This is a genomic window from Chamaesiphon sp. VAR_48_metabat_403 (assembly GCF_031422475.1).
Classification (GTDB): domain Bacteria; phylum Cyanobacteriota; class Cyanobacteriia; order Cyanobacteriales; family Chamaesiphonaceae; genus Chamaesiphon.
In genome coordinates this window covers 1-4928 of the sequence record NZ_JANPLS010000466.1, presented here as the reverse complement: position 1 = coordinate 4928, position 4928 = coordinate 1, and the positions used below count along the sequence as shown (strand labels likewise).

The window sequence follows — 4928 nt, the reverse complement described above, 5'->3', positions numbered from 1 at the left end:
GCTAAGGGAAACAGATCGGGGCTGGGAACGGCGGTACCCAGTTGCAGGAGCTGGGGGTCGCGTTTGCTCGCATAGAGCCGATAAGAGAGGGAAACTTCAATCGGCTGGTGTTGCCCCAAAGCCGCCGATTGTTGCGGTTCGGCGCGGGTGTTCGGGAGGATAGGCTTGACGTAATAACCCGACTGCGATCGCGCCTGCACCCAGCCACGATCTTCCAAAACTCGATAGGCTTCTAAAATCGTGGAAATACTGACAGAAAGCTGCTGATGGAGCTTGCGGACAGACGGGAGGCGATCTCCTGGTTGGAGTGTCCCCTCAATCATCAACTGGTGTAGTCGATCGGCAACTTGGAGATATAAGGGAAGATCGCTCTCTTTATTCGGTAGTTCGACGTTCATCATTGACTCCTCAGATCGGAGCCAATACAGTAGCCCCAAATTATGACCATAACAGTTTGCAAAATCAAAATTGTACCCATCACAATTGATGATAACTGCATCTGGTCGGTCTAGATCCGATTCGCGACAATGAAATTAATCGTTGACGTAGCCTCTCAAAATGAGAATCGTGAATCATCTTTACATATCAGGTCAAAATCATGAAATTTAACCAACTAAGATCTGGGTACCAGTATCTTCAACAGCAGATTTGGCAATACTTCCAACACAATAGCGAACCTCGGACAACTCAGAAGCGCGATCGAGATGGCAATGTGTATTATCAGGTTTACGACCCCAGAACTCAAGATTCGGCAACTTTTGGCTCTGAATCAGAAATTCGCTGGTGGATCGAACAACACTATTCGCGATGATTTGCGATCGATATACTCATACTTCCCGCTTACTACTCGCTACGGTATCGCGGCGATCGTCTAGCCAATTCTTTAATCGAAATAGGGATTGATGTAACACGTCAATTTCGTCAGAATTCCATTCGGCAAAGATAAGCTGGGCATCAGGTTCTATCTGGGAGATCGCCTGCTGATGTGCTGCCAAACCTGCTGCGGTAATAGAATGGAATTTAACTCGCTTATCTTCCTGACTGACTTGGAACTCCAAATAGCCCTTTTCCAATAAATGCTGCACCGTTTTGGTCATAGCAGGTTGATTGGCCTGAAACGCGGAGGCAAGCTGAGTGACTGTGTAACTTTGCGCTGGATTGCGGCTGAAGTGGTTCAGCATCGTAAATTGCGGCAATGGCAAATTGCTTTCACTCATCAATCGATCGAATCTTGTTGCCGTTAACTGATTTGCCACCCCAATCCAAATCAAAATTTGTCTAAGTTTTTCGGATTCGTGACAATTCATAGCTTTTTAGCAAAAATTCGGAAAATCTCTACAGGGCAAAGGATTTACTTGTCTAGCATAGCCCAATCGCACCAATATTTCCACGCGATCGGCATCGGATATCCTTGACAACATTCCTGAGAATGTTATTATATTCTCAGGAATGTTTGTAGAGTTTTATGATATCCTCCCAAAAGTCTTTATACACAACTACGGGCTGGCTGCTAGTTGCCGAAAGTCTGCTCATTTTTGTCCCACTCTCTGTACTAGGCAGTGCGATTAACTGGCCGAAAAGTTTGAGCGATCCGGCTGATAAAATTCTACCGCTACTGGTTGAAAATGCCTCAGCAGTGAGGTTTGGCTATCTTGTTTATTTGGTTTACTCGATTCTGTTTTGGGTTATTGCTAGTTTGACGATTCAGGTATTGAGTGATGATGAATCAGATTCAATCTGGCTGCGCGTCGCGAATGGGTTTGGAATCGCTTCGGCTGTCGCTCGTTGTTTGGGAATTATTCGGTGGTTGGTGGCAATGCCTGCTTTAGCCACACTTTACGCCGATCCAACTATATCTACTGGCAGTCGTGAATCGATCGCGGTTGTCTACCGTGCTCTCAATGACTATGCGGGGTCTGTGGGTGAAGTTTTGGGGGTGAGCTTGTTTGCAGGGCTATGGCTGGCGATCGTATCGTTGAGAATTTTACAAACTAGAATATTACCCCGCTGGCTGGGATTTTTGGGGCTGGTATCGGCAACTCTATTGGGCGTTCAATTAGCTAGGTTGTTCGGCGTAGAGTTGGGTGCGTTTATCTCGGTATCAGTGAGCGTTTTACAACTGTGGTTTTTGGCGATGGGGATTGTATTGGTGGCAAAGGCTGCAAAAGTCGATCGCCATCTCGCAGCCAAGTACTAAAGGTGAATTCATTTGTGTACATAACTATCGATCTAAAACATGCGTTTAAAATTATTTTTAGTCCTAACTATTGCCACCATCGATCCAATAGTAAATCCAGCGATCGTTCGTGCCGAATCCATTCAGATCGGCAGACTCATCGCCGATCTCAACTTAGCTAACTTAACCCTCGACCTAAATGCCACAACCAGAAATCCAGACATCCCCAGCGTAACCGACCTAATCGCCAAATCTAAACGTAAATCGCGAAAACCTGCCAATCTCCAAAAACCCCCATCCAAAACTGTTCCGCCAGCAGAGCAATCACCGAGCGAGATCGTCGTCCCAGCAAATATCGTCTCCGATATTCTCATCAAAACCGACAACGGTCAACTAGCACCAGCCTTAGAAGCCAAAATTCGCCAAGTTCTCACCATCAAAATCGGACAATCCGTTACGCGCGATCGATTGGAGCAAAACTTAAATGCAGTCAAAGCTTTAGGCGACTTTGCCACCGTCCAGATTTTGCCAGAAGATACCGCAAAAGGCGTGAAAATTAGCTTGGTTGTAAAACTTTATGGCACACTCAATCGGGTGCAAATTAGAACCCTGCCAGCCAGTAGTAGCAGTATCTTAACTGAGGCGACGATCGATGAAATCTTCAAACCTCAGTATGGCAAACAATTAAATGCGATCGAATTTAAAGCGGCGATCGCCAAATTAAATCAACTCTATCAACAACAGGGCTACAATCTCGCTCAAGTTGTCGATGTTGAAGAACTCAATGCTAATGGCAAACTGACAATCGTAATTGCCGAAGGGTCGATCGAAGACGTGCGAGTCCGATTTCTAAATAAAAAAGGCGAAGCTGAGGATGAGAATAAAAAACCATTCACAGGTCAAACGCGACCTTTTATCATCACCCGCGAGGCACAATTAAAACCAGGTAAGATCTTCAACCGCGCCACTGTCGAAAAAGATCTACGGCGGATCTACGGTTTAGGTTTATTTGATGATGTGCGGGTATCCTTCGCACCGGGTAGCGATCCAGCCAAAGTCGTCCTCCAATACGATGTCATCGAACGAGGCAAAAACTTCTCGATCGTACCGAATGTCGGCTATAGCTCCGTCAATGGCTTTTTTGCCAGCCTGAACTATAACCAACTCAATGTCGGCGGTAACGCTCAAACACTGAGTGCGAACGCTCAAACAGGTACCACAGGTTTACTAGGCGAACTGAACTTCACCGATCCGTGGATTGCCACCGATCCACATCGGACATCTTATAGCGTCAATGCCTTCGCTCGTCGATCGACATCCTTCGTTTTTGGTGGTGGTAAAACACCCCTATTCGTACCTGGGACTACCAACGATACGCCCTCGATTCTCAGAACTGGCGGCGGGATTACTTTTAACCGCCCTCTAAATGGCGACCCTTATAGCGATAGTGCTTGGCGCGGTTCTCTAGGGGTGCAGTATCAACGAGTTTCGACACGGGATGTCACTGGTGGATCGATCGTGCCCAAAGATTCTGGCGGTAACGATCTGAGCTTCAGTAAAACCGGACAAGACGATCTATTGATGTTGCAGTTGGGATTGACTCAAGATGCGCGAAATAGTTTTACCGATCCGACCCAAGGTTCTTTGCTCAAATTGGGTGTAGACCAATCCGTACCAGTCGGACTGGGCAACATCACCATGACCAGAGCCAAAGCGAGTTTCACCCAATATGTCCCAGTCAAATTAATAAACCTTTCACCTGGCAGTCAATCGCTGCTATTTAACGTTCAAGGTGGGACGATCCTCGGCGATTTGCCACCTTATGAAGCCTTTAGTTTGGGTGGTTCATCAGGCGTGCGCGGGTATGAGGATGGCGATGTCGGGTCGGGACGCAGCTATGTCCAGGCTACCGCAGAATATCGCTTTCCGATCGTGTCGATCGTTGGTGGCGGTCTGTTTTTTGATTATGGTAGCGATTTAGGTACTGGAACTGTTGTCCCTGGCAATCCCGCTGGATCGCGGGGCAAATCAGGGAATGGGTTTGGTTATGGTGCTGGCGTGCGAGTACAATCGCCGATCGGCCCATTACGCCTCGATTATGCGATAAATAATCTTAATGAAACTCGGATTCAGTTTGGACTTGGAGAGAGATTCTAAGCTCATTACAAAGTATTAATTACCCATTTTCTTTATTGACCGAGGTTTGATGATGAATAATGACGACCGATTGCATGTTGTTTTAGGCGCGAGTGGCGGACTAGGTAGTGCTGTGGTGTGGCAACTAGTTCGGCAAGGTAAACGGATACGCGCTGTTTCTCGCTCTGCTGAGAGAGTTAATTTAGGGCATCGGATTGAAGCTGTGCGGGCAGATATCACCGATCCCACGCAGATGCGGATGATTTGCCAGGATGCAGCGGTAATTTACCACTGTGCTAATGCGCCCTATCCTGAATGGACGCAAGCTTTACCACCGATGATGGATGCAGTCATTATGGCGGCTGAAACTTCAGGGGCAAGAGTGGTGTATGGAGACAATCTCTATATGTATGGTCAGGTTTCAGGAGCAATTACACCGGATTTACCAGATCGAGCCACGGGCAAAAAGGGGTTGGTGCGATCGAAGATTGCAGCTCAACTGATGACGGCACATCGATCGGGTCGAATTCAAGCCACAATCGGTCGATCGTCTGATTTTTTCGGTCCTGGCGTTTTGAATTCGATGATGGGTGAAGTTGTATTTCAAGCTTTGGTA

Annotated in this window: 6 protein-coding genes; 4 read left to right on the top strand and 2 right to left on the bottom strand. The window is 47.1% G+C overall.

Features of this window, described 5'->3' with window-relative positions; genetic code table 11:
- On the bottom strand, positions 1-401 hold a 401-nt coding region (locus RMO79_RS22490), incomplete at its 3' end, for a winged helix-turn-helix domain-containing protein (protein WP_310485501.1).
- 197 nt (positions 402-598) lie between these two features.
- On the opposite strand from RMO79_RS22490, the gene RMO79_RS22485 reads away from it, so the two are divergent.
- Positions 599-811, top strand: coding sequence for a hypothetical protein (locus tag RMO79_RS22485; protein WP_310485500.1), 213 nt, complete (start codon positions 599-601; stop codon positions 809-811).
- Positions 812-827: 16 nt separating this feature from the next.
- Here RMO79_RS22485 and RMO79_RS22480 read toward each other — a convergent pair whose 3' ends face one another.
- Positions 828-1307 carry a MarR family transcriptional regulator gene (locus RMO79_RS22480; RefSeq protein ID WP_310485499.1) on the bottom strand — a complete coding sequence of 160 codons (480 nt, stop codon included), beginning with the start codon at positions 1305-1307 and terminating at the stop codon, positions 828-830.
- 158 nt (positions 1308-1465) lie between these two features.
- Here RMO79_RS22480 and RMO79_RS22475 point away from each other — a divergent pair, with 158 nt between their 5' ends.
- The 3 genes from RMO79_RS22475 to RMO79_RS22465 all read left to right on the top strand — a co-directional run.
- Entirely contained in the window at positions 1466-2197 is a 732-nt protein-coding gene (locus tag RMO79_RS22475) for a DUF4386 domain-containing protein (protein WP_310485498.1), read from the top strand.
- 39 nt (positions 2198-2236) lie between these two features.
- Positions 2237-4333, top strand: coding sequence for a BamA/TamA family outer membrane protein (locus RMO79_RS22470; protein WP_310485497.1), 2097 nt, complete (start codon positions 2237-2239; stop codon positions 4331-4333).
- A 49-nt stretch (positions 4334-4382) separates the two neighbouring features.
- Positions 4383-4928: NAD-dependent epimerase/dehydratase family protein (locus tag RMO79_RS22465; protein WP_310485495.1), on the top strand; the 546-nt coding region annotated here is incomplete at its 3' end.

Coding starts and splice junctions, on each gene's coding strand:
- RMO79_RS22485 (WP_310485500.1), top strand. CDS start 599: ATGAAATTTAACCAACTAAGATCTGGGTACCAGTATCTTCAACAGCAG.
- RMO79_RS22480 (WP_310485499.1), bottom strand. CDS start 1,307: ATGAATTGTCACGAATCCGAAAAACTTAGACAAATTTTGATTTGGATT.
- RMO79_RS22475 (WP_310485498.1), top strand. CDS start 1,466: ATGATATCCTCCCAAAAGTCTTTATACACAACTACGGGCTGGCTGCTA.
- RMO79_RS22470 (WP_310485497.1), top strand. CDS start 2,237: ATGCGTTTAAAATTATTTTTAGTCCTAACTATTGCCACCATCGATCCA.